The 25,365-nt window shown below is 59.7% G+C and carries 20 protein-coding genes, 1 tRNA gene and 2 pseudogenes; 17 read left to right on the forward strand and 6 right to left on the reverse strand.

Going from position 1 to position 25,365, the window contains the following annotated elements:
• Nucleotides 1-18: 18 nt before the first annotated feature.
• A complete protein-coding gene (locus AC515T_RS07225; protein WP_496531961.1) occupies nucleotides 19-1,452 on the reverse strand; it encodes a M48 family metalloprotease in 1,434 nt (477 codons plus the stop codon).
• Nucleotides 1,453-1,550: 98 nt separating this feature from the next.
• Here AC515T_RS07225 and AC515T_RS07230 point away from each other — a divergent pair, with 98 nt between their 5' ends.
• Complete coding sequence (locus tag AC515T_RS07230; protein WP_053120054.1) at nucleotides 1,551-1,790, forward strand: sulfurtransferase TusA family protein; 240 nt, start codon at nucleotides 1,551-1,553, stop codon at nucleotides 1,788-1,790.
• A gap of 31 nt (nucleotides 1,791-1,821) precedes the next feature.
• A complete protein-coding gene (locus tag AC515T_RS07235) occupies nucleotides 1,822-2,892 on the forward strand; it encodes an AI-2E family transporter (RefSeq protein ID WP_092204436.1) in 1,071 nt (356 codons plus the stop codon).
• A gap of 132 nt (nucleotides 2,893-3,024) precedes the next feature.
• Here the strand turns inward: AC515T_RS07235 and AC515T_RS07240 are convergent, their stop codons facing one another.
• Together AC515T_RS07240 and AC515T_RS07245 are read right to left on the reverse strand one after the other, a co-directional pair.
• Nucleotides 3,025-3,498 (reverse strand): peroxiredoxin, encoded by a 474-nt coding sequence (locus tag AC515T_RS07240; RefSeq protein ID WP_496531962.1) that lies wholly within the window; start codon nucleotides 3,496-3,498, stop codon nucleotides 3,025-3,027.
• Between the two features lie 10 nt (nucleotides 3,499-3,508).
• On the reverse strand, nucleotides 3,509-4,069 hold the full coding sequence (locus AC515T_RS07245) for a glycine cleavage system transcriptional repressor (RefSeq protein ID WP_003184325.1): 561 nt from the start codon (nucleotides 4,067-4,069) through the stop codon (nucleotides 3,509-3,511).
• A 315-nt stretch (nucleotides 4,070-4,384) separates the two neighbouring features.
• Between AC515T_RS07245 and dapA the strand changes: the two genes are divergently transcribed.
• The 12 genes from dapA to AC515T_RS07305 all read left to right on the forward strand — a co-directional run bounded on the left by dapA (nucleotide 4,385) and on the right by AC515T_RS07305 (nucleotide 20,617).
• A complete protein-coding gene (gene dapA, locus AC515T_RS07250) occupies nucleotides 4,385-5,263 on the forward strand; it encodes a 4-hydroxy-tetrahydrodipicolinate synthase (protein ID WP_060738759.1) in 879 nt (292 codons plus the stop codon).
• A gap of 17 nt (nucleotides 5,264-5,280) precedes the next feature.
• Nucleotides 5,281-6,396 carry an NlpB/DapX family lipoprotein gene (gene bamC / locus AC515T_RS07255; protein WP_496531963.1) on the forward strand — a complete coding sequence of 372 codons (1,116 nt, stop codon included), beginning with the start codon at nucleotides 5,281-5,283 and terminating at the stop codon, nucleotides 6,394-6,396.
• Between the two features lie 4 nt (nucleotides 6,397-6,400).
• Nucleotides 6,401-7,159 carry an MBL fold metallo-hydrolase gene (locus tag AC515T_RS07260; RefSeq protein WP_496531964.1) on the forward strand — a complete coding sequence of 253 codons (759 nt, stop codon included), beginning with the start codon at nucleotides 6,401-6,403 and terminating at the stop codon, nucleotides 7,157-7,159.
• A 27-nt stretch (nucleotides 7,160-7,186) separates the two neighbouring features.
• Nucleotides 7,187-7,900: a phosphoribosylaminoimidazolesuccinocarboxamide synthase gene (gene purC, locus AC515T_RS07265; protein ID WP_025212375.1), complete on the forward strand. Its 714-nt coding sequence runs from the start codon at nucleotides 7,187-7,189 to the stop codon at nucleotides 7,898-7,900.
• A gap of 83 nt (nucleotides 7,901-7,983) precedes the next feature.
• Nucleotides 7,984-8,073 (forward strand) — tRNA-Ser (locus AC515T_RS07270).
• A 352-nt stretch (nucleotides 8,074-8,425) separates the two neighbouring features.
• Nucleotides 8,426-10,909: an RCC1 domain-containing protein gene (locus tag AC515T_RS07275; protein ID WP_496531965.1), complete on the forward strand. Its 2,484-nt coding sequence runs from the start codon at nucleotides 8,426-8,428 to the stop codon at nucleotides 10,907-10,909.
• A gap of 75 nt (nucleotides 10,910-10,984) precedes the next feature.
• On the forward strand, nucleotides 10,985-11,878 hold the full coding sequence (locus AC515T_RS07280) for an immunoglobulin-like domain-containing protein (protein WP_496531966.1): 894 nt from the start codon (nucleotides 10,985-10,987) through the stop codon (nucleotides 11,876-11,878).
• Between the two features lie 28 nt (nucleotides 11,879-11,906).
• Entirely contained in the window at nucleotides 11,907-14,000 is a 2,094-nt protein-coding gene (locus AC515T_RS07285; protein ID WP_496531967.1) for an RCC1 domain-containing protein, read from the forward strand.
• A gap of 14 nt (nucleotides 14,001-14,014) precedes the next feature.
• Nucleotides 14,015-15,628 (forward strand): hypothetical protein, encoded by a 1,614-nt coding sequence (locus AC515T_RS07290; RefSeq protein ID WP_496531968.1) that lies wholly within the window; start codon nucleotides 14,015-14,017, stop codon nucleotides 15,626-15,628.
• 83 nt (nucleotides 15,629-15,711) lie between these two features.
• The gene (locus AC515T_RS07295) at nucleotides 15,712-17,337 is read left to right on the forward strand and encodes a hypothetical protein (RefSeq protein ID WP_496531969.1); all 1,626 of its coding nucleotides are present in this window, start codon (nucleotides 15,712-15,714) and stop codon (nucleotides 17,335-17,337) included.
• 15 nt (nucleotides 17,338-17,352) lie between these two features.
• On the forward strand, nucleotides 17,353-18,948 hold the full coding sequence (locus AC515T_RS07300; RefSeq protein ID WP_496531970.1) for a hypothetical protein: 1,596 nt from the start codon (nucleotides 17,353-17,355) through the stop codon (nucleotides 18,946-18,948).
• Between the two features lie 46 nt (nucleotides 18,949-18,994).
• A complete protein-coding gene (locus tag AC515T_RS07305) occupies nucleotides 18,995-20,617 on the forward strand; it encodes a hypothetical protein (protein ID WP_496531971.1) in 1,623 nt (540 codons plus the stop codon).
• A 233-nt stretch (nucleotides 20,618-20,850) separates the two neighbouring features.
• Here AC515T_RS07305 and AC515T_RS07310 read toward each other — a convergent pair whose 3' ends face one another.
• Entirely contained in the window at nucleotides 20,851-21,117 is a 267-nt protein-coding gene (locus tag AC515T_RS07310; protein WP_013692484.1) for a hypothetical protein, read from the reverse strand.
• Between the two features lie 494 nt (nucleotides 21,118-21,611).
• On the opposite strand from AC515T_RS07310, the pseudogene AC515T_RS07315 reads away from it, so the two are divergent.
• From AC515T_RS07315 to AC515T_RS07325, 3 genes and pseudogenes are all read left to right on the forward strand, one after another.
• A pseudogene (locus AC515T_RS07315) lies at nucleotides 21,612-22,388 on the forward strand (MCP four helix bundle domain-containing protein); the annotation flags it as partial.
• A gap of 264 nt (nucleotides 22,389-22,652) precedes the next feature.
• Nucleotides 22,653-23,246, forward strand: a pseudogene (locus AC515T_RS07320) (methyl-accepting chemotaxis protein); the annotation flags it as partial.
• A 13-nt stretch (nucleotides 23,247-23,259) separates the two neighbouring features.
• The gene (locus tag AC515T_RS07325; RefSeq protein ID WP_496531972.1) at nucleotides 23,260-24,006 is read left to right on the forward strand and encodes a phytanoyl-CoA dioxygenase family protein; all 747 of its coding nucleotides are present in this window, start codon (nucleotides 23,260-23,262) and stop codon (nucleotides 24,004-24,006) included.
• Between the two features lie 11 nt (nucleotides 24,007-24,017).
• On the opposite strand, the gene AC515T_RS07330 is transcribed toward AC515T_RS07325, so the two are convergent.
• Both AC515T_RS07330 and AC515T_RS07335 read right to left on the reverse strand, forming a co-directional pair.
• Nucleotides 24,018-24,386: a cupin domain-containing protein gene (locus tag AC515T_RS07330; protein ID WP_109755873.1), complete on the reverse strand. Its 369-nt coding sequence runs from the start codon at nucleotides 24,384-24,386 to the stop codon at nucleotides 24,018-24,020.
• 100 nt (nucleotides 24,387-24,486) lie between these two features.
• Nucleotides 24,487-25,293 carry an AraC family transcriptional regulator gene (locus AC515T_RS07335; protein WP_496531973.1) on the reverse strand — a complete coding sequence of 269 codons (807 nt, stop codon included), beginning with the start codon at nucleotides 25,291-25,293 and terminating at the stop codon, nucleotides 24,487-24,489.
• Between the last annotated feature and the right edge of the window lie 72 nt (nucleotides 25,294-25,365).

Below are 25,365 nucleotides of genomic sequence, written 5' to 3' on the forward strand. Positions count from 1 at the left end.
TTTATGCCTGGCGAATGCTCAGCCCATCATGTCCTTGACCATGCGTTCCTGCTCCATGAGTTCCCGCTGGCGGGCATCGATGCGCGACGACAGGGGGAAATTGGTGCCGGCGCGGCGTTTGGCGAAGTCCAGTTGCTGAATGGCCTGACGGTAGTCGCCCACCAGGGCGAAGTACTCGGCACGGGCCTGATGCAGGCCAATGATGTTGCCTGACAGCCCACGGGTCTCGGCCACCATGTACCAGATGTCCGGATCGTCCGGGCGCGACTTGAGCAAGGTTTCCAGGGCCTTCTCGGCATCGGCGGGGCGGTTCTGCTTGAGCAGCAGGTCGACGCGTACTTGATTCAGCGGATAGTTGCCCGGGTACTGGCTCAGCATCCGGTCGACGCGGGATTGCGCGTCGGCCAGTTTGTTGCTGGTGATGTCCAGGTCCACCTGGGCGAGGTTGTAGATGATCTCGTTGGGCGATTTGGCCAGCAGTGGCTTGAGGTTCTCCCGTGCTTCATTCAACTGGCCACCCTTGATCTGCGCGATCGCCAGGCCATAGCGGGCCACGTCGTTCTTCGGGTTCTCATCCAGTTGTGCACGGAAGCGCTTGGCGCCCAGGCCCGGGGTTTCTTCATAGGTCAGTTGGACCCGCGCGCGAATCAGTTGATAGCGCACACTGTCTTCGATGCCGCCTGGCTTGGCCTGTTCGGCGCGGTTGCGGGTGTCGGCGATCCGCGATTCGGTGACCGGGTGAGTCAGCAGGAATTCCGGAGGCTTGGCGTCGAACCGGTACTGGCGCATCAGGCGCTCGAACATGGTCGGCATGGAGCGCGGGTCGTAGCCAGCCTTCTCCAGGTTCTGGATGCCGATGCGGTCGGCTTCCTGTTCGTTCTGGCGCGAGAAGCGCCGTTGTTCCTGGATGGCGGCGGCCTGGGTCCCGGCGATGGCCGCGATCCCGGCGTCACCGCCACCGGCGGCGGCAATCACGATGCCGGCCAGCAGCGCGGCCATCATCGGCACCTGCATGCGTTGCTGGGCTTCGACGCCGCGGGCGAAGTGGCGTTGTGACAAGTGCGCCAGTTCGTGGGCCATGACCGAGGCGTATTCGCCTTCGGTCTGTGCGTTGAGGAACAGGCCGCCGTTGACCCCGACGATGCCGCCCGGTGCGGCGAAGGCGTTGAGTTGCGGGCTGTTGATCAGGATGAATTCCAGGCGCCGATCGTTGACCTGGCTGGTTTCCACCAGCTTGTAGACGCTGGTTTCGACGTAGTCCTTGAGCTGTGGATCGTTGAGCTGTGAAACCTGGCTGCGCAGCAGGGCCAGCCAGGCGCGGCCCAGTTGGTGCTCCTGTTCTGGCGAGACGATGGCAGAACTGGCATCGCCAAGTGACGGCAAGTCGTCGGCGAAGCCCGGTGAGGCAAGCAGGCAAGCGAGCGTCAGCAGGGTGGGGCGCAGAAATGTCATGCACGAAGCCTTAGTTGACAAAGACCCTACTGTAGCCGGACACCGGGCCCGGGACCAGATATTCTAGGCCGCTCAACGACCTGCCGCGGAGCGAACCCATGACTGATGCTGTTGCCCACGATGCCGAACTGGACGCCAGCGGCCTGAACTGTCCGTTGCCGTTGCTCAAGGCCAAGCTGGAGCTCAACCGCCTGGCCAGCGGCAGTGTGCTCAAGGTGATCGCCACGGATGCGGGCTCCCAGCGTGACTTTCGTACCTTCGCCCGATTGGCCGGTCATACGCTGCTGCGTGAAGAAGACGAAAACGGCGTCTACCGTTACTGGCTGAAAAAGGCCTGACAAAACCGAGAGCGTCTCTTAAGGATTTTTAATGTTCAAAGTGTTACGCGATTGGATTCAGCGCTACTTCTCCGATGAAGAGGCGGTGGTCCTGGCAGTGCTGCTGTTCCTGGCGTTTACCGCCGTGCTCACCTTGGGCGGCATGCTGGCGCCAGTGCTGGCGGGGATGGTGCTGGCGTATCTGATGCAGGGGCTGGTCACGACGCTGGAGCGTTTGCGGCTGCCTGGCGCCGCCGCAGTCGGGCTGGTGTTCGCCCTGTTCATGGGCGTGCTGGTGGTGTTCATCGTGGTGATCGTGCCGTTGCTCTGGCACCAGTTGGTGACCTTGTTCAACGAGTTGCCGGGGATGCTCGCCAAATGGCAGTCCCTGCTATTGCTGCTGCCGGAGCGTTATCCGCACCTGGTTTCCGATGAGCAGGTGTTGCAGACCATCGAAGTGGTGCGCGGCGAGATTGGCAAGTTCGGCCAATGGGCGCTGACGTTTTCGCTGTCCAGCCTGCCGCTGCTGGTCAACATCATGATCTACCTGGTGCTGGTGCCGATCCTGGTGTTCTTCTTCCTCAAGGACCGGGAAATGATCGGGCGTTGGGTTCGTGGCTACCTGCCGCGTGAGCGGGCGCTGATCACCCGGGTGGCCCAGGAGATGAACCGGCAGATCGCCAATTACATTCGCGGAAAAGTCATCGAGATTTTCATCTGCGGCGGCGTGACCTACATCGGCTTCGTGACCATGGGGCTCAATTACGCCGCCCTGCTGGCGCTGCTGGTGGGTATTTCGGTGGTGGTGCCTTACGTCGGCACCGTGGTGGTAACCGTGCCGGTGGCCTTGATTGCGCTGTTCCAGTGGGGCTGGAGCGATCAGTTCATCTACCTGATGGCGGTCTACGGAATCATCCAGACCCTGGACGGCAACGTGCTGGTCCCGCTGCTGTTCTCCGAGGCGGTGAACCTGCACCCGGTGGCGATCATCTGTGCGGTGTTGCTGTTTGGCGGGCTGTGGGGGTTCTGGGGGGTGTTCTTTGCGATTCCCCTGGCGACGCTGTTCAAGGCGGTGCTGGATGCGTGGCCGAGCAAGGAGCCGGTGGTGGCGCCGTTGTTGTAGCTTTGATTAATTGAGTGAGGCAGATGGCCCCATCGCGAGCAAGCTCGCTCCCACAGGGGGATTTATTAACACCACCAATCCAGTGTGGGAGCGAGCTTGCTCGCGATAGCGCCAGTCCAGGCAGCGAAAACTTCAGCCTTTGTTGAGGGCCTGAGCCGCCGCCAACACCGCATCCACATGCCCCGGCACCTTCACGCCACGCCATTCCTGACGCAGCACACCGTTCTTGTCGATCAGGAAGGTGCTGCGATCAACACCCAGGTATTCCTTGCCATAGAGCTTTTTCAGCTTGATCACATCGAACAGCTGGCAGACGGCCTCGTCCTTGTCGCTGATCAGTTCGAACGGGAACTCCTGCTTGCACTTGAAGTTCTCGTGGGACTTGAGGCTGTCCCGGGAGACGCCGAACACTTCGGTGTTGGCGGCCTGGAATTGCGCGTACTGGTCGCGAAAACCCTGGCCTTCAGTGGTGCAGCCGGGGGTGCTGTCCTTGGGGTAGAAATAGATCACCACCTGCTTGCCCTTGAGGGCGGCGAGGCTGATGGTCTGCCCGCTGGTGGCGGGCGCCTGGAAATCGGCAACCGGCTGGTCGACGGCAACGGCCATGAACGCTTCCTTACATTGGGTTTTGTGGGCGCCACGGTTCGATCAGGGCATCCAGGTTCATCGCATCGGCGAAGTCCAGGAACTGATCGCGCAGCCAACTGATCTGGGTGCCGGCGGGCAGGGTCACGGTGAACGTGGCGTTGAGCATGGTGCCGCCGGTCTGCGGGGCCTGGTAGGTGTCGCAGGTCAGGTTTTCCAGCTCGACATGGTGGTCCATGAAGAACTGGCACAGCTCGTTGATGATGTCCGGACGGTAGGCCGAACTCACATAGGCCACATAGGGCAGGGCCTGGGGACGGTTTTCCAGGGCGGCGCTGCGCACCACGTTGACGGTAAAGGCATGCTTCTTGGCCAGCACCGGCAGGCTGCCTTCCAGGCGCGCCAGGGCGTCCCAGCTGCCGGAGATCTCGAGCACGAGTGCACTGCATTCGCCGTGACGGGTCAGGCGTGAGGTCACGACGGCGCAGCGATTCTCATGGCTGGCGCGGCACAGGACGTTAGTCAGCTCCATGGGGTTGGCGCCAAGGGCACTGATAACAAGGAATTGTTCGCGGACTGTGGGGGTGGACATGCAGCATTCCTAAAGCGATGAGCGGTCGGTACTTTTGCCGCTCGACACGGCGCCCGGCCCGGGAAAACGAACGGCTCAAGCCTTGTGCCCGGGATTGCGCTGCATTCCGCGACAGCAGGAATGCACCAGGATAAACCCGGGATCGGGGCTTGTGGCGTCGAAAACGGAGGCTGGAAACCGGCGTATGAGCTTGTCGGTACCGATCAAAGCCTGAAGGGTAGCGAAAACCATCGCCCAGGGGAATGGTAGTTCGCTTGTACAAGCATCTTGGCGCCAGTACCATTACCGCTCTCTTTTTCCGGCAGGAGCGGTTTCATGATTGCGGGCAGTATGGTGGCACTGGTCACACCCATGGATGCACAAGGGCATCTTGACTGGGCCAGCCTCAGCAAACTCGTGGACTTCCACCTTGAGAACGGCACCCATGCCATTGTCGCCGTCGGTACCACCGGCGAGTCGGCGACCCTCGACGTCAATGAGCACATCGAAGTCATCCGTGCCGTGGTCAAGCAGGTCAACGGTCGCATCCCCGTCATCGCCGGTACTGGCGCCAACTCGACCCGCGAAGCCGTCGAGCTGACCCGCAACGCCAAGGAAGCCGGTGCCGACGCCTGCCTGCTGGTCGTCCCGTACTACAACAAGCCGACCCAGGAAGGCTTGTACCAGCACTTCAAGCACATTGCCGAAGCCGTCGACATCCCGCAGATTCTCTATAACGTTCCCGGCCGCACCTCCTGCGACATGCAGGCCGAGACCGTGATCCGTCTGTCCACGGTGCCGAACATCATCGGCATCAAGGAAGCCACCGGCGACATGAAGCGCGCCAAGGCCATCCTCGATGGCGTGAGCAAGGACTTCATCGTGCTGTCCGGGGATGACCCGACAGCGGTCGAGCTGATCCTGCTGGGTGGCAAGGGCAACATCTCCGTCACCGCCAACGTTGCCCCCCGCGAAATGGCCGACCTGTGCGAGGCCGCGCTCAAGGGCGACGCCGAGACCGCGCGGGCCATCAACGAAAAACTGATGCCGTTGCACAAGGACCTGTTCATCGAGGCCAACCCGATTCCGGTGAAGTGGGCCTTGGTCGAAATGGGCCTGATGCACGAAGGCATCCGCTTGCCACTGACCTGGCTGAGCACCCCTTGTCACGAACCGCTGCGGCAGGCCCTGCGCCAGTCCGGCGTCCTGGTTTAATTGAGGAAGTACAACGCATGAAGCGAATGGCCGGACTTTCCGCACTTGCCTTGATTATCTCCAGCACCAGCGGCTGCGGATGGATCTGGGGGCCGGAAGGTTACTTCCGCGACCGTGGTAGCGATTACCTGCAAGCGCAACAGACTGCACCGATGCAATTGCCGCAAGACGTCAACGTCGCCAAGCGCCTGGATCCGTTGCTGCCGATCCCGCGTAACGTCGCGGACGACAGCGTCAAGGGCGAATACATCGTTCCACGTCCACAACCGCTGTCGGCCGTGGCCGATGCCAGCGACTACACCCTGCAGAAGAGTGGCGATTCCAGCTGGGTCATGGGCCAGCATCCACCGGCCGAAGTCTGGCCCGTGGCGATCCAGTTCTTCCAGGACAACGGTTTCCGCCTGGACGAACAGCGCCCGCAAACCGGTGAGTTCACCACCACCTGGCAGCGCTCCGATGAACTGTCCGCCGCCATGGCCAAGCGCCTGAGCGCCGCCGGTGTCGCGGCCGACAGCGAAACCCGCGTGCGGGTACGCATCGAGCCGGGCGTGCAGCGCAACACCAGTGAAATCTACGTGGTCAGCGCCGAGCGTCCTGCCGGCAGCACCGCCGACGTGGCCTTCACCAACCGTTCGGTCAATACCGGCCTCGACGCTGCGCTGGTGGACGACATGCTTGCCAGCATGAGTCGTAACGCGGAGCAGGGCGGTTCGGTGTCGATGCTGGCTACCCGGGACTACGACACCCCGAGCCGCGTCAGCCTGAGCGAAGACGGCAGCGGCAACCCGGTGCTCAACGTCGGTTCCGACCTGGACCGCGCCTGGTCGAGCGTTGGCCGTGCGCTGGAGCAGGGTGAGTGGCGCGTTGAAGACATCAACCGCAGCCTGGGCCTGTACTACATCAACCTCGCCGAGAAGGCCGAGAAGAAAGACGACAAGCCTGGCTTCTTCAGTGGCCTGTTCGGCAGCAAGCCGGACAAGGAAGAGATCGAAGCCCGCGCCGAGCGTTACCAGGTTCGCCTGAGCAAGGTCGGCGAAAACGTCCAGGTCACCGTCGAGAAAAACATCAACACCGTGGCGCCGGCCGATGTGGCCCGCAAGGTGCTGAGCGTGATTCAGGATAACCTGGGCTGATCCGATGCGTTTTGCCGTTCTCGGCAGCGGTAGCCAGGGCAACGGCACGCTGGTCGCCAGCGCTGGCACGTACGTGTTGGTCGATTGTGGTTTCTCCCTGCGGGAAACCGAGAAACGCCTGTTGCGCCTGGGTGTGCACCCGGCGCAACTGAGCGCGATACTCGTGACCCACGAACATGCCGACCACGTGCATGGCGTGGGTTTGCTGTCTCGGCGCTACAATCTGCCGGTGTACCTGAGTCGTGGCACACTGCAAGGCCTGCGCAAGCCCATCGAGCCAGCCGGCTTCGTGGCCGGTGGCGAGCAACTGCGCATCGGTGACCTGGACATCAGCGTGGTCAGCGTGGCGCACGATGCCCGGGAACCGACGCAGTATGTGTTCAGCGACGGCGAGCGGCGCTTCGGGTTGCTCACCGACCTGGGGTCGTATTGCGACAGGGTGATGGACAGTTACCGGGACCTCGATGCGTTGATGATCGAGTCCAACCACTGCCGTGACATGCTGGCCCGTGGTTACTACCCGTACTTCCTCAAGCAGCGGGTAGGCGGGGAGCACGGACATTTGAACAACCACCAGGCCGCGTTCCTGGTGGCCGAGTTGGGCTGGCAAGGCCTGCAACACCTGGTCCTGGCCCATCTGAGCAGCAAGAACAACCTGCCGCAGCTGGCCCGGCAATGTTTCGTCGACACCCTCGGGTGCGACCCGGACTGGCTGCAACTGGCCGATCAAGATTCAGGGCTCGACTGGCGACATATCGCCTAGCCCACTACTTAGCAAGCGGAGCCCATCATGGAAAAACGTGAAGAACTCTACCGCGGCAAAGCCAAGTCGGTTTACAAGACCGACGACGCTGACCGCTTGATCCTGCTGTTTCGCAACGACACCTCGGCGTTCGACGGCAAGCGCATCGAACAGCTGGACCGCAAAGGCATGGTGAACAACAAGTTCAACGCCTTCATCATGCAGAAGCTCGAAGCCGCCGGCGTGCCGACCCAGTTCGACAAGCTGCTGGGCGACAACGAATGCCTGGTCAAGAAGCTGGACATGATCCCGGTCGAATGCGTCGTGCGTAACTACGCCGCCGGCAGTCTGGTCAAGCGCCTGGGCGTGGAAGAGGGCATGAAGCTCAACCCTTACACCTTCGAACTGTTCCTGAAGGACGACGCCAAGGGCGACCCGTTCATCAACGAATCCCACGTCGTGGCCTTCGGTTGGGGCACCGCCGAGCAACTGGCCCGCATGAAGGAGCTGTCCCTCAAGGTCAACGAAGTGCTGACCAAGCTGTTCGACGACGCCGGCCTGCTGCTGGTGGACTTCAAGCTTGAGTTCGGCGTGTTCAGCGACGGCTCCATCGTCCTGGGCGACGAGTTCAGCCCGGACGGCTGCCGCCTGTGGGACAAGGACACCAAGAAGAAGATGGACAAGGACCGCTTCCGCCAAGGCCTCGGTGACGTCATCGAAGCCTACGAAGAAGTCGCCCAGCGTCTGGGTGTGCCGCTGTAATCGACGCAAGCATCTGATAGCACGGAAAAAATTTCGCTCGGGGGTTCGCTTCCGGCGAATGTGCTGGTATGATGCGCGCCACTGGAGAGATGCCGGAGTGGCCGAACGGGACGGATTCGAAATCCGTTGTACTGGCGACAGTACCTAGGGTTCAAATCCCTATCTCTCCGCCATTATTGTGTATGACTAAGCCCCTGAAATGGTTGAACATTTCAGGGGCTTTTTCGTTTCTGGCGTTTGGTGCCTCCACGCTGGCATCTATTACTCCAACGCAACTCACTTAGCGACCTGGCCAGCGCAGCGTTCTCGCCACGAAGGCTGTGTCTTTAGCATCTGATGCTTCCAAGAATGCCGTCGTGATCCTCTGACGTGGAGAAAGGACTCGCATCATGGATCGGCTCCAACCCGACCACTGATCTGAAATCTGCTCCGACCTGTAAGTTCTGACAGTAGCCAGCGTTCCATGCCTGAAGTTTCATAGCCCATGTCGAAAGACCACGCGCCCTTCATTCTTCCGGAGCCATCATGGACATCCAATCTTCTGCCATGAACCATCCATTCGAACTAGCCCCTGTATTCATCCCTGGGTGGGTGACGGAGTTGATGCCTGTAGGTATCGCATACGGCGGAATTCCCCATAGTCTTTTTAGGCCCGAAGGCTTGCAATGCGTGATTTCTTCATGGACCCCCCTTAAAAAGGGCCCTTGGACAATGGCGGCATACGATCGAGTTGAGTTGTATGTCAATGACGTGCTCATCCCCGAGGCAGGCTTTACCGTCCAGCCGGGAGAAGAAAATGAACAGTTTTATTCCTTGTACCTCCCCCAGGGGAAACTGAGGGAGGGTGTCAACAAGTTGCGCTACAAGGTGGTCCGTTTCTCCGGAAACTCCGACGATTCCAATCCTATTGATGTGTTGTATCACCTACGGGCACCGGGTGAGCCAGCGCCCCAAGGCCTGGATCTGGTGATCCCGTCGGATGTGCTCCTTGATGGGGTCAGTGCCGAGCGGGCGGCGCAGGGTGTGGCGTTTGATTTTACCTATTCCAATCCGCGAAATTATGACCGCATCAGCTTTTTCGTCGGCAATGTGACCGTTCCTATTGAGGTATTGAACGCTTCGGTGCCGGTGACGCACACACTGTTTGCCGACACATTCAGACAGGCAGGGGACAACCCCAATACACCCCTCCAGTTCACGGTGACTGACCAATTGGGCAACTCCAACCAGTCGTTGATCAAATACATCGATGTTCACCTGGACCGCGTCGAACAGGATCTGCCGCCTCCCCAGGTGGAGGGCGTACAGGAGGGGGGAACGCTTGATCCTTCTCAGATAACCCAGGTCTGGACCAGAGTGCCCGGTGACAAATTGATCGCTGGTGATAACGTCACCGTCACCTGGACGGATACAAGCGGAGTGGTCTCCCCCTATGTATCTCCAGCTAAACCCTATACGACCAACGACCAGCTCAATAACTATTTACGGTTTCTTATCCCCGCCCCCGACGTTCAGAAGTTTCTTGGCAAGAACGTGACCGTTACCTACACGCGGGATCGAAACGGGACGGTAGCCGGACCCTCTCGGCCCTTCAATATGAGGGTTGAAACCCCAGTGTTGCTGGAGCCGTTCAAGGTCATGGGCGCGCGTTTCAATCGCACGACTTATCGCGCTTCCGGCAGCTCACGGTTGTTGAGTGCCTTGCATGCCGCCACCCTCCAACCGCTGGCGGTTCAGTGGAAGTACATTGATGACGTCAATTGGAGCGCATCTTCTTCAACTTGGCGTGATAGTCAGCCGTCCAAGCCATTGCAGGTGCGTTCCAGTAGCCATGAGGCAACGTTGAACCCGACGAATATCTTTGGCAATGGTGCCGATACGCTCACCAACGGCAATGCGGCTTTTGTTGCGTTGCGCGATCAGGGCGATTTGGTGTGCTGGGGGCATCCGGATTTCGGCGGAACGCCTCAGTCCTGGAGCAATATTGTCGAAGTGAGCTGCACCCAGGGCGCCTATGCGGCGCTGGACGGTTCGGGCAACGTGCGGGTCTGGGGGGATCCGAACGCAGGCGCAATGATGGGGAGCGTATTGCCTTACGGGTTTGTCGAATTAACAGCCAATGGAAATGCTTTTGTCGGGCGCAAGACCGACACCAGGTTGGTGGCCTGGGGGGCGGGACGAGCTGATGACTTGATCCCCCCGCAGTATGGCGGGCTCCCTGGTACAACCCATGTTTATGGCGCCTCGGAGGCATTTGCGGTTCGTCGTCTGAACAACCCGGTCGTGGCTTGGGGTAGAAGTTGGGATGGTGACTTTGGCGGTACGATCCCTGATGGGCTCATTCTCAATGATGTAGAAGACATCATGGGCAGTTTCCGTGCATTCGCAGCCCTGCGCGCCGGTGGCAGAGTGGTGGCCTGGGGCAATCCTGGCTATGGCGGCGGGTCACCGAATCTGTCCGGCATCGCTTCTCTCGGGTGTGCCAACGCCCAAGCGTTCTGTGTCCTGAACAACAACCAGCAGGTGCAATCCTGGGGGACGCAGGATTATGGCGGATACGGTGCTCCGGTACCCAACAGCAATGTCGTCGAAGTCGTCAGTACCTGGCGTGCATTTGCCGCACGCCGCAGTGACGGCACCGTGGGCGCATGGGGGAGACCTCTCGAGGGTGGAACCGCGCCGCAGGGGCTGACCAATGTGGTGCAGATAGCGGGCAGTTCGGAGGCTTTTGCCGCATTGCGCAGTGACGGCACAGTCGTAGTCTGGGGCAATCAGGCGGTGGGGGGCGCGGCACCGACATTGAGTGACGTCTTGGCCCTCTACAGCAATTCTCACGGTTTTACCGCGTTGACCTCTACGGGGGACGTGGTGTCTTGGGGACATTCCGTCGGCGGTGGGAATAATTCGGCGGTAATCCATCTATTGCGAGGCAACGTCTCCTACTACCGCTCGCCACCGGCACCGAGGGCCTTGGTTGCCCAGGCTGAGCACGCCTCCAGCAGCGCTTGATCGATTATTCGATGCTCGACCCGTTTCGGCGCACCAGCGCGCGCGCCGACTCCTCGATCTATATGAGGTTTCATCATGTCCGGTACTTCTGAGCGTACGGAAAACCTGCCTCGTCCGTCGGTGGATCAAGCGCCTGAGGGCATCTTGGACCCCGCCGATATCCCGCCTGATGGCGCCGTTGTCCGGATCAAACGTTACGCCAACGATGACTGGGGAAAGGTGTTTGTTTTCGTAGGCACTATCTACAGCAATGATTTACCTGTCCGGCCGTCGACCGATGACGTCGAGTTCTATGTCGAGGCGCAGCATTTTGTAGCCGACGCAGACGGTGTCGTGATTGTCCGCTACGAAGTCGAGATGCGCAGCGGCGGCACGGTACCTTCGGATGAATTGGAACTGAAACTGGACGCCGGTTTTGAAGGCGCCGCAACACTCGATCTTACCCAGCAGAACTATGTCGCCGTGGACATCAAAGCTCCGCAGGTTGTGCCTGCGTATGCCCGAATGACACGGACCGCGACGTGGGGAAGCTCGCCCCACGCCTATGTCAGCGACAACGAGTACATCGCCAGCGTCGATCCTCAGACCGGCGAAGTGACCGCCAGGGGCAATGGCGAATGCACGATCACCGCGACCGACAGCCTGAATCAATCCCGTGCCTATTCGCTGACAGTAACGGGCATCCGGCAAGTGCGTTTCATGAGTGACAAAGCCGATTGGGCTGGGATGAAAACGGTTTGTGAGAGGTTCGGTCTGGATCCGGTCGCGCGGCTGGATCTCAACCGCCTGCGAGAACTGTATGGCAATCGTGCAGCCGATTACCTGGGGTGGCTGGACTACCCGTTCTGGACCGGAGAAGCCGTTGGGGCCGGTACGTACTGGATCTACGACTTGAACACAGGCGACACGACGTCCGCAGATGCCAGTGCATACCATCAGGCACTGGGTATCTCCAGAAGCGCGTCATGACGGCTTGCCACGCAAGAGGAACGCAACCATGAACGACTCCTCAGGTGGTTCGGTTGGCAGCACCTTACTGCAGCCGCCTTCTGTGGACGGCATAGTCGAAAATGATGTGCTGGATCCTGACTCCGCACCCTTGGGCATCAGGGTAACGATACCGGCCGGGAACCTCGTCGAGGGCGACACCGTTTTGTTGCACTGGGCAGATGCCACGGGTGTCGTGAGTGCCTATGACGCCAAGCGATTCTATACCCGCAATGACCTGGGCAAGCCCTTGTATTTTACCGTGCCCCAGGCGCAGGTCAGCCGGTTTCTAAATTGCTCCGTGGTACTGGCCTACGAGGTGGAGCGGCTGGCGGGAGGCGAGAATGAGCCCTCCGAGGCATTGACCTTTCAGGTGGCGAAGATGCCGTTGTCGGCGCCGATTATTGTCCAGGCCAAAGAAGATCAGTTGAATCCCGATGACCTGCCGGACAGCGCCACGGTGCGGATCCCTCGCGAGGCCTGGCTGAACCCCGCCGATGTCGTGCGGCTGAGCTTGATCGGGATACCCGGCGAGGGCAGCACCGTGGTGACGCATAAGGTGCTGTCGGGTGAGTCAGGGAAGGCACTGGAAATCGCTATGCCCTACGGCGTCATCAACGCCAATGAAGGTCGCTCCATCGTCCTGTCCTATACCGTCAACGGCGGCGAACCGAGCCCGCAAGCCGAGTATCAGGTCAAGCGCGACATCGGTTCCGGCGAGCTGCGGGTCATGGGCGCACGTTACAACCGTGGCCTTTATCGCTGTTCGGGATGTTCGCGTCGGTTGAGCGCATTTCATGCTTCGACCGGGCGGCCAATCCTGGCGCAATGGCAATACGACGGTGACGATGCCTGGGTGACCGGCACGAGTTTTCGCGACACCGACTCGTCCCGCCCGTTGCGCGTGCGAACGACGGACTTTCAAATCACCGTCAATCCGGCGAACGTATTGGGTAATGGCCTGGACAGCGTAGTGACGGGTGAGGCGGCGTTCATTGCCCTCCGGGGCATGGGCGATCTGGTCGGCTGGGGCAGTGCCATCGAGGGCGCGAAGATTCCCCCGACCATCATCAGCATGGACGACATGGTCGAGGTGAGCGCCACGGCGGGTGCCTACGCTGCGCGCCGCGCCAATGGCAATGTCGTTGCCTGGGGATTAGCCACCCATGGCGCGACCATGGGTGAGCTGTCCAGGCTGGACTTTACCCAGGTAGTGGGCAACGGCGCGGCGTTCGCCGGTATCAAGCGCAGCGGTCAATTGGTCGCCTGGGGGGATCCGGAGCGCGGTGGGTTGCTGCCCGCGCCCATCGATGGCTACACGGATATCGTCAGGGTGTTCGGCGGGGCGTCGGCGTTTGTCGCGATCCGCCGCACTGGCGAGATTGTGAGCTGGGGCGCTGCCGCCAGTGGTGGCGAGTTGGGTGAAGAGATCGGTCAGTTGAACGATATCGACGACGTGATGGGCAATTACGTCGCGTTCTCGGCCCTGCGCAAAAATCGTCGGCTGATTGCCTGGGGGGGAGCGGAGCAGGGCGGTGCGCTACCGGAAGAAATTGCCTACCTGGACGATATTGTCGAGTTGAGCTGTGCCAATGCGCAGGCGTTTGTCGCCCGGCGCGCCAGTGGGCATATCGTCGCCTGGGGCGAGGTGACTCATGGCGGTGTGCTGCCGGATTTGATCAGGGACCTGGACGATATCGTCGAAGTGGTCGCCAATTGGCATTCATTCGTAGCCCGCCGGGAAAATGGGCATGTGGTGGCTTGGGGAGCGGCGGAAACCGGGGGCGAACTCAGCGACGAGATTGCCCGGCTCAACGACATTGTCCAGGTCGTCGGCTCATCCAGAGCTTTTGCCGCCCTGCGCAAGGACGGCAGTGTCATGGCATGGGGCGATATCACCGTAGGCGGGGACGCGAGTCCTGTCGCCGGAGGGTTGACGGATGTCCTGGCCATTTATGGCAACTCCCATGGTTTTACCGCCTTGACCGGCGACGGTCGGGTCGTGACGTGGGGCCACGCCGCAGGAGGGGGCGACAGCGACGCGGTCCAGTCTTTGCTCAGTGGCCAGGTAGTTTGTTATCGAACCGTCGAAGCATTGACGTGAGAGGCACAGCGATCATGAGCCATTTCTTCAGAGTCTTGATGCTGTCATGGGCATTGCTCGGCGTGACAGTCCATGCCGCCTCCGGGCCTGAAGTCGTGCAGTTGCTTAACAATCGTTACCGCTATGCGCCGCAGCAATGCCCCAATAACCATCCGGCATACTTTTGTAGCGGTGTGCTGGTCAGCGGCCTGGCGGGCAGCTTCACGGTGAAGTTCTGGGAGCATGGCCCCACGGCCATTGCGTTGGGCGCGCGTGACTTTTCCTATTTGCGCAGCGACTTGGGCATCCGCACCCTGACGCAGCCCAGCGGGATGGTTTTCAGTGATTCGTTTACCGCCATCAGCCAAGGCAAAACGCTGGATGTCCTGTGCGCCTATCCGCTGGTGTCGGCGAATCGGGATAAATACGGTTGTGGCGTGGGCGGCGGCGAGGATGATCCGGGCTCCTGCGCCGCGCAGGGCGTGAGCGATGCGCCGGGCTGGTTGGCGCATTTCCAGCAGCAAGGCCAGCAGCCAGGTTTGCAATGTTCGCTGAGCAGTCGGGTCGCGGCGCAGTTTCGAGCCAGTCTGCTGGCCCATGAGCAACTGGGCGGCAGTTGGGTGGCCCAACCCAATCAAGTGCAGGTGCGCAATTGGGATCCGCAGGCCCCGGCGCAAGTGCCGGTGCAAGCGTTGTTTTATGACATACATGGGGAGAAGGGCCTGCGTGTGGCCCAGTCTGATCAGAAGGATTATTACGCGGCCACGGGGCAATGGCTGCCGATCCTGCGACTGGATCTGACGCAGCCCGAAGGCCTGGTGTTCGGTTTTGATCTGCAAGAGCAGCTGTACGTTGGTTATCAGGTGGCGGAGCGGCTCAATGCGCGGTATTTCGATACGGCGAAAACCTGTTCAGGCGGTCGAGCGTCGTTCTACTGCAATGGAGTGGTATTGAGGGGGACCGATGCGAATACTGCGTTCCATTCTTGGAATCCCAGTAAGGGATCCGAACGGAACAATGGAGTTTCCACTACCTATTTAAGGGCCGATGCGCATGTCCTCAGACCGGTTTGGCGTCAGGGGTTTCTATTCAAGGAGTGGGCCGCGCCGGCCGCTTACCCGCTGACGATGGGGTGTGCTTATCCGGTCGATGCGGGGACCTCCAATCTGGATGAGGCCTGTTCGTCCCACGGCGTTTGCCAGGCAATGGGTATCGACAGCGTGGCTAGCTGGATGGCGCGTTATGGTACCTATCCCTATAACACCTGTAGTTTTTTACCGACTCCGGAGCAGATCCAGCTGAGCATCGATATTCGTGTGCACATGGCGGATAGAGATTGGAATGAGTTCATGGTCAGGACTTGGCCGCAGGACATTCCCGAGCAATTACCGATCGACGCGGTGTTTTATGGCGATGCGCTTTTCGAGGGTAATGGGCCGGTCGGTTCACGCTACCTACAGGATGATTACTTCATCAAGACCGGTCGATTCCTGCCCATCGTCGAATTGCGGCTGGATGCGCCAGATGCCCGGATATTCAGGTTCAGTCCGGACGACCAGTGCCTGAGCGATCGTTGTCCGGCTCCTCAGATAAGAGCGGCGGGCCGACAATATTTCGGTCCGAACCTGGAGCGCTACCTGGATCCTTAACGTTGCTTCGTCCAACGGCGATTGCCGTTTGTCTGTATGCGGGGCGTCGAATGATTTCGTAAACCTGGTTCAAGGAGGCATTCATGGGATTGAATTTCCTGCTGGGCAAGCTTCTGGGTCTGGTATCGATCGTATTTGTGCTGGCGGCCCAGGCCGCCACTGGCCCGGACGTCGCGCAACTGCTCAACAACCGCTATCGCGCCACTCCACAGGTGTGTCCTGGAAATCATCCGGCGTACTACTGCAGCGGTGTGCTGGTCAGCGGCCTGGCGGGCAGCTTCACGGTGAAGTTCTGGGAGCATGGCCCCACGGCCATTGCGTTGGGCGCGCGTGACTTTTCCTATTTGCGCAGCGACTTGGGCATCCGCACCCTGACGCAGCCCAGCGGGATGGTTTTCAGTGATTCGTTTACCGCCATCAGCCAAGGCAAAACGCTGGATGTACTGTGCGCCTATCCGCTGGTGTCGGCGAATCGGGATAAATACGGTTGTGGCGTGGGCGGCGGCGAGGATGATCCGGGCTCCTGCGCCGCGCAGGGCGTGAGCGATGCGCCGGGCTGGTTGGCGCATTTCCAGCAGCAAGGCCAGCAGCCAGGTTTGCAATGTTCGCTGAGCAGTCGGGTCGCGGCGCAGTTTCGAGCCAGTCTGCTGGCCCATGAGCAACTGGGCGGCAGTTGGTTGGCCCAACCCAATCAAGTGCAGGTGCGCAATTGGGATCCGCAGGCCCCGGCGCAAGTGCCGGTGCAAGCGTTGTTTTATGACATACATGGGGAGAAGGGCCTGCGTGTGGCGCAGTCTGATCAGAAGGATTATTACGCGGCCACGGGGCAATGGCTGCCGATTCTTCGTCTGGATCTGACGCAGCCCGAAGGCCTGGTGTTCGGCTTCGATCTACAGGAACAATTGTATGTCGGTTACCAAGTGGCCGAGCGGCTCAACAAGCGCTACTTCGATACGGCGGTCACCTGTCCGGATGGCCGGGCCTCGTTCTATTGCAATGGGGTCATATTGAGAGGAACCGAGGCAACTACGCTTTATCACTCATGGAACCCCAGCCCTTACTCAGTCAACAACGATGGTGTTTCTATCACCTTTTTACGTGTTGATTCCCGGGTGCCCCGACCTGTCTGGCCTCAAGGTTTTCTTTTCAAAGAGGCGGCCGCTCCAGCGACGTACCCTATGACGCTGCGTTGCGGCTATCCCTACGACGGGCACACCGGGTCAATGCCTGATCCCTGTGCAGGTTATGGGCGTTGTGCGGATCTTGGGATCAACAGCGTAGCGGCATGGATGCAACTGTATGGAACGCGACAGTACGAATCCTGCAGTTTTCCCCCCACGGCGGATGGTCTTCAGTTGCTGATGGATGTTCGCAAGACCGCTCCGATGCCACCTTATGATTGGAACGAATTTATTTTGTTGACTTGGCCACAGGACATTCCTGAGCAGCTACCTGTCGATGCGATTTTTTATAGCCAGGAGGCCTACTACCCAAATGATGCGCTGGCCGGCGCACGCTATCTCCAGCGTGACTATTTCACTGAGACGGGGCGCTTCTGGCCCATTGTGCAATTGAACCTGAGAGCAACGGATGACCAGGTATTCAGTTTCATGCCTGACGATCAATGTTTGACTGACAGTTGCCCGCCACCTCTGCAGGCTTTAGGTATTCAGAGCCTGGAATCCTGGTTTCGTGAGCACGGACAGTAGTTCAGGATGCCTACTATGAAAGCTGCCTCGCTCTGGCTCGGCAAAATCCTGCTCCTGATATTGACGCTATGGGTATTGATGGCTCAGGCCGCCACCGGCCCAGAAGTCGCACAACTGCTCAACAACCGCTATCGCAGTACCCCGCAGGAGTGCCCTGGCAACCAGGCGGCTTATTACTGCAGCGGGGTGCTGGTCAGTGGCTTGACCAGCGGTTTCGCGAAGAAGTTCTGGGAGCATTCGGGCAGTGCCATTGCCCTGGGGGCGCGCAGCTTTTCCTTTTTGCGGCGTGACGTGGGCATCCGTACTTTGCCGCAGAGCGGGGGCATGGTTTTCAGCGATCCGTTCACGGCTATCAGCCAGGGGAAAACGATGGATGTGCTGTGTGCTTATCCGCTGATGGCGGCGATACAAGGCAATTATGGCTGTGGCGCCGGCGGCAGCGAAAACGATCCGGGTTCCTGTGTTGCGCAGGGTGTGAGTGATGCTGATGGCTGGTTGAAGCACTTCCAGGATCAAGGTCAACAGCCGTCGTTGCAATGCTCGCTCAGCAGCCGGGTTGCGGTGCAGTTTCGTGCCAGCTTGCTGGCTCATGAGCGACTGGGTGACAGTTGGGTGATTCAGCCCAATCAGTTGCAAATGCGCAACTGGGATGCCCAGGTTCCGGAGCAGGTCCCTGTGCAAGCGTTGTTCTATGACAAAGACCAGGCCAGCGCCTTGCACATGGTTCAAGAGGACCAGCGTGACTATCATGCGGCCACGGGACAATGGTTGCCTATCTTGCGCTTGGATCTGACGCAGGTCGAAGGCTTGGTATTCGGCTTCGATCTGCTGGATCAAATGTATATCGGTTATCAAGTTGCCGATCAGCTCAATGCACGTTATGCCGATACGTCATCCATCTGCCCTGACGCAAGTGCGGCTTACAACTGCAATGGCATCCTCATACGCATTACCGATGCGTCAACGGATTTTCACGCCTGGAACCCCAGCCCCGGATCGAGAGAGCGCAATGGTGTTTCGTTCTCCTTCATGCGGGCGGATGTGCCGTTACCTTATCTTTCCAGGCAAAAAGGCCATGGCTTGATCATGAAGGCGTTGGCGGCGCCAGCGTCATATAAGCTGGAACTGCGTTGTTCGTTCCCCTATGACGGGGCCACCATCTTTCGATCCGAGGCTTGCAACGAACACAGCGGTGCACCCGTCGTGAGTCGCCCGTGCGAGGAGCAGGGAATCGGAACGGCGGATCAATGGTTGGTCCATTTCAACTCGCTCTTGAGCAAGCTATCGGCGTGCAGTTTCAAGGGCGACGCGGATATGTTCGCTGAAAGTATAAAAGCTCGCCGCCTGATGTCTGTCGATGATCAGCAGGTACACAACGAGATCATCATTGCCAGTTGGGATCTTGATATCCCTGCCCGGCTTCCGCTTCAAGCTTTTTTCTACGCTGACAGCCTCGAATTACCACGCGCGCAGTTTTTCCAGCACGACTACTTCACGGAAACAGGAAAGTTTCTACCGATCGTTCGGGTCAATCTGGCCCCCACGGCGGATACCTCGTCTTTCTCGTATAGCCCGCAAGATCAGTTGGAGCCGGGAGAGCCGGGGCCATGAAGAGTAGGCACTAACGACCAAGGTTTTTACGCTGGGAGTTTGGTTCATGAAAACTCACGTTCTGGAATACAAGACTCTGTTTGCATTGTGGATGCTATGGGTTTGTGCAGCCCAGGCCGCCACTGGGCCGGAAGTCGCGCAACTACTCAACAACCGTTACCGCAGTATCCCGCACGAGTGTCCCGGCAACCAGGCGGCTTATTACTGCAGCGGGGTGCTGGTCAGCGGCCTGGCGGGCAGCTTCACGGTGAAGTTCTGGGAGCATGGCCCCACGGCCATTGCGTTGGGCGCACGTGACTTTTCCTATTTGCGCAGCGACTTGGGCATTCGCACCCTGACGCAGCCCAGCGGGATGGTTTTCAGTGATTCGTTTACCGCCATCAGCCAGGGCAAAACGCTGGATGTACTGTGCGCCTATCCGCTGGTGTCGGCGAATCGGGATAAATACGGTTGTGGCGTGGGCGGCGGCGAGGATGATCCGGGCTCCTGCGCCGCGCAGGGCGTGAGCGATGCGCCGGGCTGGTTGGCGCATTTCCAGCAGCAAGGCCAGCAGCCAGGTTTGCAATGTTCGCTGAGCAGTCGGGTCGCGGCGCAGTTTCGAGCCAGTCTGCTGGCCCATGAGCAACTGGGCGGCAGTTGGATGGCCCAACCCAATCAAGTGCAGGTGCGCAATTGGGATCCGCAGGCCCCGGCGCAAGTGCCGGTGCAAGCGTTGTTTTATGACATACATGGGGAGAAGGGCCTGCGTGTGGCCCAGTCTGACCAGAAGGATTATTACGCGGCCACGGGGCAATGGCTGCCGATTCTTCGTCTGGATCTGACGCAGCCCGAAGGCCTGGTGTTCGGCTTCGATCTACAGGAACAGTTGTATGTCGGTTACCAAGTGGCCGAGCGACTCAACAAGCGCTACTTCGATACGGCGGTCACCTGTCCGGATGGCCGGGTCTCGTTCTATTGCAATGGGGTCATATTGAGAGGAACTGAGGCAACTACGCAGTTTCATTCATGGAATCCCAGCCCAAGGTCTAACAATATCAATGGTGTGTCTGCCAGCTATGTTCGGGCTGACGCCTTGATGATGCTTCCCGCCTGGCCTCAAGGGCTGTTGTTCAAGGCATTGGCCGCGCCGACGATCCAAGCGTTGACGCCGCGTTGCCTGTACCCGTTCGATGGCTTCACTGGCGCTCTGACTGAAGCCTGCACCGGGCGTATGCTGTGCACGACTCTGGGGGTCTACAGCGTGGCGGATTGGTTGTACTGGTATTCCACGACACCTTACAACTCTTGCAGTTTCGACACTTCGGCGCAGATGGGCCAGGTGGTGATGGATATTCGCAGAACGCTCCCGCATCCGGAATACAGCTGGAACGAACTGGTGCTGGCGCCGTGGGAGCAGAATATTCCCGAGAAGTTGCCTGTCGATGCCTTGTTCTATGGCACTGCTTACAACGCGGGTGACGGACGTGGTGGCGCACGGTACATCCAGGATGATTACTACCAGCAGACAGGGCGCTTCTGGCCCATTGTGCATCTGCGACTTAATGCCACGGACGGACAGATTTTCAGCTTCATGCCAGACGATCAGTGCCTGACTGACAGTTGTCCAGCCCCTCTCCAGGCGTTGAGTGCCCAGGATCTGGAGTTCTGGTTTGAAAAGCATGGGCAGTAGATGGAGACATGGCTGGTTCAGCCTCCCAGGAATCCCACCTCACCACTGAAAACGGGGCCAGACCGCGCTTACGAAGCGGGTCGATGACAAGTGAACTCAAGATCGTGGTCTGTCCCTGAACGACAGGGTGTCTGGCTTTTAGGGCTGCTTTGCAGCCCAGCGGGGATAAATCCCCTCGCCACAGGGCTGCGTCGATTAACTGATCGGCATCACTTCGTAGAGGCCCTTCAATACTAGGCCGGCTCTGCATCCAAACGTCGAGCTATGACATCAAGTACATCGCAGCCATCCCTCAACGGAATGCAGCATAGCTGTGCAAAATCCTGGAGGACCACTGAGTCACTCGGAATGTCCCCTCGCATGGCGAGGTTCTCTAAAAGCTGGGTGACCGCGCGAATTCTATAGCCTGCCGTGTCAAGCAAGATGTGCAAAGGCGCAGAGGTATCGACGAAGAGGGGTTGATCGTCGGCATTACTGGTAAGAGCCATGTATCTATTCATTTTTTAAATTCCATTTGATTGAGGACCTTCTTAGTCGTCGCCAAACGAATAAGGTGGTAGCTGTACGCGGGTTGGCGAACCGGACAAATAGAAAAACCGGCAGATCCGAAGATCTCCCACGCACAGTTACCGAAAAGCAGCATATTGCGCACGGTAGCGTTCCGCAATCCGTGAGAGGTTCCTGCATATTTGTCATGGGTCGCCAAACCCAAGCCGCTCTTACGAACGGCACTTGGACTATAGAGCCCTTCTGAAGAAATCATCAATCAGATGATGAGTCAGAAAATTCCCTAAATTATGTGGGCGGGAAATGTCAGAAAACTCCCCGCAGCTATTGCCTCCCCCCGCCTTTTTTATCCCGCCCAACCCCCTCCGCGACCTGCATAACCCCGGTGTCTGCCAGACCCAAAGCTTTGTGACAAGTGGACAAATGGTCTATAGCTCAAAGCATGACTGCCGATAGGTAAGTTAATCCCCCTGTGAGGAGTGACACCATGCTGCGGTTCTTCGCCGACCTGGGCTTTCGTTGGAAAATCACTCTCCCGATTACATTTCTGGCTGTGCTGCTGGTGCTGATGGGATGGACGGGCATGCGCGGCATCGGTCAGGTGACTGAATCGAGCACGCAATTGACCAAACGTTATCTGCCGGCCATCAGCCTGTTGCTCAATGCCGATCGTGATCTTTATCAGGCTTTCGTCGCCGAGCGCAGCCTGCTTGATGGTCATGCGGATGAGCATATTCAAGCACTGGGCACCAGTCACAGCGAGAATGCGAAGCAGGCTTATGACCGCGTGCAGCAATATGCCGCGATGCAGCCCGGTGCCGAGGCGCAGGCGTTGGTCAATCAATTCAATGACAGCTTCGGAAAGTGGATGCAGGTTTCGCGGCGGGTCCTCGAGCAGTCTGTGAGCGATCCGCAGAGCGCCAGCGCCCTGAGTTTTGGTGACAGTGAGCGCCTGTTCGAAACCATGCGGGACTCCATCGACAAGCTGGGTGAGCTGGAAGACGCGGCGTCACATCGCGAAGGCGATGCGGCGATTGAGAACGGTGAGGCAGTCGGCGTGCATCAGGGCGTGATTCTGCTGGTCGGCCTGCTTGGTTGCATCCTGGTGCTTGTCGTTCTGCCACTGGTGGTGCTGAGTCCTATGCGTCGACTGCTGTATCGCGTCGAGCAGATTGCCGAGGGGGGTGGCGATCTGAAAGGGCGTCTTGAGGTACGCTCGGCCGATGAGTTGGGCCAGCTCGGCAGTGCCTTCAACCGTTTTCTCGACAAGCTGCAGCCTTTGATCGCCGAGGTTGGACGGGTGACCGGGGAAGTCGACTCCGCGGCGCGCGCCATGGCCGACATGGCCACGACGAATGACCGGTTGATCAGCAGCGAGCATGCGGCGCTCGATCAGGTCAGTACCGCCGCCACTCAGATGAGCGCGGCGGTGCATGAAGTTGCACATAACGCGGCGAACGCCTCGGGTGCCGCGCAACAGGCGAGCAGCCAGTCCCGTGACGGCGCCGAGGTGGTCAGCAGTACCATCGAATCGATCCGCCAGTTGGCCCAGGAAGTGGAGAGCGCTTCGGGCACGATCGAGGCATTGGCCCAGGAAACTTCCAGTATCGGTGCCGTGCTCGAGGTGATTCGTGGTATCGCCGAACAAACCAACCTGCTTGCGCTGAACGCTGCCATCGAAGCTGCGAGGGCCGGTGAGCAGGGCCGTGGTTTTGCCGTGGTGGCCGATGAAGTCAGAGCGCTCGCGGCCCGCACCCAGGATTCGACCAAGGACATTCAGGTTCGCATCGAGCGGTTGCAGAGCGGGGTCGCCAAGGCTGTGCAAGCCATGCATGTGGGCAGCAGCAAGGCTCGGGACAGCGTCGAACGTGCCGCGGGTGTCGATCAGGTGCTCAGCGGTACTGGCGGTTCGATCCAGCGGATCAACGACATGGCCGCACAGATCGCCAGCGCTTGCGAGGAGCAGAGCAGCGTCACCGAAGAGATTGCCCGTAACATCTCCGACATCCGCGACTTGTCCAACGAAGCGGCTGCCAATTCCGCCCAGAGCATGCACGCCAGCCGACAGCTTTCCACGCTGTCGCAAAACCTGGCAGGGCTGGTCGGCCGCTTCCGCACCTGAAACCGGTGGTTTCGTGTCTACTGACGACCACCTGCGAGCCCTGCATCAGCAGGGCTTTGTCCTGCTGCCCGGTGTGTTGGATGCCGGGCAGATCGCCGACCTGCGCCATGCCATCGACCAGTTGAAGCCCCAGCATTGGGACTACAGCGGCGTCATCGATCATTACAAATGTGTGTTCAATCGCGACCCGTTCTGGCTGCCGTTCCTGGATGTGGCCGGCGTGATCGAGCTGGCCGAGACGGCCCTGGGCGATGACTGCCATGTCATCGGCCAGACAGCCTGGCGCTGCCATCCCGGTTTCACAGGGGCGCCGTTGCACCTGGATTACCTGGCGATGGCGTTGCCGCCCAACCTGTTGGCTGACCCGACCTTTGACCTGCCGATGCAGGTGTTCACCGCGCAGTTTTACCTGGATGACATCGACGCCGACTTGAGCCCGACCCAGGTGATTCCTGGCAGCCACAAGGCCGGTCGAGCACCGCTAGCGGGCGAAACGCAATGGCAAGGGCGCCCCGCGCAGCCAGTACTGTGCAGGGCGGGCGATGTGCTGATTCTGCGTAGCGAACTATGGCATGCCGGCAGTGACAACCGCACCGTCGACCGCACGCGGTACCTGCTCCAGGTGCACTACGGTCGGCGGATGGTCGCGCAGAAGTTCTCACCCTATCTGCACTGGCAGTTCAATCCTGAGGTCCTGGCCGCCGCGACACCTCGCCAGCGGCGGTTATTGGGCGAGCACCAGGAAGCTGAATACGATTGAGCCTGGCTCAGTCAGATCCACACATCGTTGACCGCCGTTCGTTCATTGGTTTCGTCGCCGGTATTGATGACGCCGCGAGGCTCGATCAACAGCAGTTTCACTTCCTGGGCGGCGCAGGGCTTATGCTCCACACCTTTCTTGACCACATACATCTCGCCCGGGCCAATCGTCACCGCACCGTCGCGAAAGTCGATGCGCAGCTCGCCCTCCAGCACGATGAAGGTTTCATCCGTATCGGCGTGGGCGTGCCAGACGAAGTCGCCTTCGAGCCGGGCGATCTTGAATTGGTAGTCGTTCATTTCGGCCACGACTTTTGGCATCCACTGTTCCTGGAACAGGGTGTATTTCTGGGCGAAGTTGATGGGGGCGTAACGGGTCATCGAGGATGCTCCTTGGTGGGTGGTGCGTCCTACTTTATTGTTCGAGCCAACGTCGCGTATTGGATGATCGTGCAGCTTTTCGCGGCGCGCAGTTGCTGTCTTAGCGCAGCATGTTCAGCCAGCGTGCCGGTGAAATACCGAAGGCCTGGGTATGCAATCGGGTCATGTGGCTCTGATCGAAAAAACCACAGGCCAGGGCCACTTCGCTCAAGGGCGTGCCGTGGAAGGCCAGGCGCCGGGCTTCGCTCAAGCGCCGCTGGGTGATGTAGCGATAGGGGCTGGTGTCGTACAGCGCCCGGAAATCCCGGGACAGGCTCCATCGATCCCGGCCGCTGGCCTGCACCAGGTCGTCCAGGGTGATCACCTGGTCGAGGGCGTCGTGGATGAACAGGCGGGCACGCTCTGCCGCCGGGTAGTCGATCAGCCGCCGTCCCCGCCTGTTGCCTGCCGCGATATCCAGTGCCTGGGCCACATCGTAGATGGCATCTTCTTCTTCCGGCGGGTCGAGGGGATGATCCAGGCTGCTCAACAGTCGACGGGTCGCGATGTTGAGGCGAGGGTCGTTGGACAATCCACCTTCGATAAAGGGCAATGGCTTGCCTCCCAGCACGTGCTGGATCACCGACGGTTCGATGTAGAACATCCGGTAGCGAAAGCCCTCGCGGGTCCCGGCTTCGCCATCGTGCACCTCGTCCGGGTGCAGGACGATGGTGCCGCCGGGCTGGCTGTGGCGTTTGCTGTGGCGATAGTTGAAGCTCTGCACGCCTGAAAGCGTGATCCCAATGGCGTAGGTGTCATGGCGATGAGTGGTGTAGCCGTGCCCACTGAAATAAGCCTCGATGCGTTCCATTTTCCTCGATTCAGGCGCTCGCACCAGCCAGTCGCGGTTGTGGATGGATCGAGTCATTGCACCGGCCTCCTGCTTTTGTCCGTATACCCTACCTGCCGGGTGACCTTCGTCACAGCAAAAAAACTCAGG

The organism is Pseudomonas sp. FSO-7, from assembly GCF_059579345.1.

What these genes read in the sequence shown, in the direction of transcription:
- AC515T_RS07225 (WP_496531961.1), bottom strand. Translation starts at nt 1,452, where the DNA reads ATGACATTTCTGCGCCCCACCCTGCTGACGCTCGCTTGCCTGCTTGCC.
- AC515T_RS07230 (WP_053120054.1), top strand. Translation starts at nt 1,551, where the DNA reads ATGACTGATGCTGTTGCCCACGATGCCGAACTGGACGCCAGCGGCCTG.
- AC515T_RS07235 (WP_092204436.1), top strand. Translation starts at nt 1,822, where the DNA reads ATGTTCAAAGTGTTACGCGATTGGATTCAGCGCTACTTCTCCGATGAA.
- AC515T_RS07240 (WP_496531962.1), bottom strand. Translation starts at nt 3,498, where the DNA reads ATGGCCGTTGCCGTCGACCAGCCGGTTGCCGATTTCCAGGCGCCCGCC.
- AC515T_RS07245 (WP_003184325.1), bottom strand. Translation starts at nt 4,069, where the DNA reads ATGTCCACCCCCACAGTCCGCGAACAATTCCTTGTTATCAGTGCCCTT.
- dapA (WP_060738759.1), top strand. Translation starts at nt 4,385, where the DNA reads ATGATTGCGGGCAGTATGGTGGCACTGGTCACACCCATGGATGCACAA.
- bamC (WP_496531963.1), top strand. Translation starts at nt 5,281, where the DNA reads ATGAAGCGAATGGCCGGACTTTCCGCACTTGCCTTGATTATCTCCAGC.
- AC515T_RS07260 (WP_496531964.1), top strand. Translation starts at nt 6,401, where the DNA reads ATGCGTTTTGCCGTTCTCGGCAGCGGTAGCCAGGGCAACGGCACGCTG.
- purC (WP_025212375.1), top strand. Translation starts at nt 7,187, where the DNA reads ATGGAAAAACGTGAAGAACTCTACCGCGGCAAAGCCAAGTCGGTTTAC.
- AC515T_RS07275 (WP_496531965.1), top strand. Translation starts at nt 8,426, where the DNA reads ATGGACATCCAATCTTCTGCCATGAACCATCCATTCGAACTAGCCCCT.
- AC515T_RS07280 (WP_496531966.1), top strand. Translation starts at nt 10,985, where the DNA reads ATGTCCGGTACTTCTGAGCGTACGGAAAACCTGCCTCGTCCGTCGGTG.
- AC515T_RS07285 (WP_496531967.1), top strand. Translation starts at nt 11,907, where the DNA reads ATGAACGACTCCTCAGGTGGTTCGGTTGGCAGCACCTTACTGCAGCCG.
- AC515T_RS07290 (WP_496531968.1), top strand. Translation starts at nt 14,015, where the DNA reads ATGAGCCATTTCTTCAGAGTCTTGATGCTGTCATGGGCATTGCTCGGC.
- AC515T_RS07295 (WP_496531969.1), top strand. Translation starts at nt 15,712, where the DNA reads ATGGGATTGAATTTCCTGCTGGGCAAGCTTCTGGGTCTGGTATCGATC.
- AC515T_RS07300 (WP_496531970.1), top strand. Translation starts at nt 17,353, where the DNA reads ATGAAAGCTGCCTCGCTCTGGCTCGGCAAAATCCTGCTCCTGATATTG.
- AC515T_RS07305 (WP_496531971.1), top strand. Translation starts at nt 18,995, where the DNA reads ATGAAAACTCACGTTCTGGAATACAAGACTCTGTTTGCATTGTGGATG.
- AC515T_RS07310 (WP_013692484.1), bottom strand. Translation starts at nt 21,117, where the DNA reads ATGAATAGATACATGGCTCTTACCAGTAATGCCGACGATCAACCCCTC.
- AC515T_RS07330 (WP_109755873.1), bottom strand. Translation starts at nt 24,386, where the DNA reads ATGACCCGTTACGCCCCCATCAACTTCGCCCAGAAATACACCCTGTTC.
- AC515T_RS07335 (WP_496531973.1), bottom strand. Translation starts at nt 25,293, where the DNA reads ATGACTCGATCCATCCACAACCGCGACTGGCTGGTGCGAGCGCCTGAA.